Source organism: Streptomyces sp. NPDC001450 (genome assembly GCF_053597295.1).
In genome coordinates, this window is record NZ_JBSFHY010000150.1 from 1 (window position 1) to 1,316 (window position 1,316).

General features: G+C 73.2%; 1 protein-coding gene. It reads left to right on the top strand.

Annotated elements, in window-relative coordinates:
• Nucleotides 1-51: 51 nt before the first annotated feature.
• Nucleotides 52-1,316, top strand: a 1,265-nt coding sequence (locus ACWC5O_RS45470) for a KR domain-containing protein (protein WP_450781402.1), incomplete at its 3' end; no start/stop codon positions are given.

The following is a 1,316-nucleotide window of genomic DNA, read 5'->3' on the forward strand; positions in this document are numbered from 1 at the left end:
AGCCGTCGGGGTCTTGAGGCGCCGGGTGCCGTGGATCTGCGGGACGAGCTCGTGGGTCTGGGTGTGCGGGTGACGGTGGTCGCGTGTGATGTGGCGGACGGTGACGCGCTGGCGGAGGTGCTGGCGGCGCATCCGGTGGATGCGGTGGTGCATGCGGCGGGTGTGCTGGACGACGGTGTGATCGACGCGCTGACGCCGGAGCGGTTCGCGGCGGTGCTGCGGACGAAGGCACTGGGCGCGCTGCATCTGGACGAACTCACCCGCGACCGTGACCTGGACGCCTTCGTCCTCTTCTCCTCCTTCGCGGGGAGCATCGGAGCGGCCGGCCAGGCCAACTACGCGGCGGCCAACGCCTTCCTCGACACGCTCGCCGAGCAGCGCCGGGCGGCCGGGCTGCCCGCCACGTCGATCGCGTGGGGCCCCTGGGCCGAAGCCGGCATGGCCGAGGAAGCCGGATCCACCGCACGCATGCGCCGCGGCGGAGTGCTCCCGTTGGACGCCGAGACCGCCACGAAGGTCCTCGCACGCGCGGCGGCTGCCGGCACACCGGCCGTGATCGTCGCCGACCTCGACTGGACGGACTTCGCGCCGGCCTTCACCATGACGCGTCCGAGCCCACTGATCGGGTCGCTGCCGGAGGCACGCGCGGCGGTCGAGGGCGCCGCGGGGACCTCCGAGCGCATCGGATACGACGACCGTGCCGGACTGCTCGGCCGACTGGCCGGGCTCACCCCCGCCGGACAGGACCGCGTCCTGCTGGAGACGGTGCGGTCCTGCGCCGCAGCGGTCCTCGGCTACCCCGATCCCGAAGCGGTCGCCGCCGAGCGGGCCTTCCGCGACCTCGGCATCGACTCCCTCACCGCGGTCGAGCTCCGCAACGGCCTGGCGGCGCTGACGGGTGTCTCCGGTCTCGCCGCGACGGTGGTGTTCGACTATCCGACGCCGGTGTCGCTGGCGCGGTATCTGCGGGAGCAACTGCTGGGCGCCGTGGCCGAAGCGGAGCCGTCGGTCGCCGGTTCCGCGGGCGTGGCAGTGGCGGACGATCCGGTGGTGATCGTCGGGATGGCGTGCCGGTTCCCGGGTGGTGTGCGGGATCCGGAGGGGCTGTGGCAGCTCCTGTCGGAGGGCGGGGACGCCGTGCGCGCGTTCCCGGCCGACCGCGGCTGGGATCTCACCGCCCTCTACGACCCGGAGGGCGAGCGCCCCGGAACCACGCTGGTCGACGTGGGTGCCTTCCTTGATGGTGCGGATCGTTTCGATGCGGGTTTCTTCGGGATGAGTCCGCGGGAGGCGTTGGCGACGGATCCGCAGCAGCG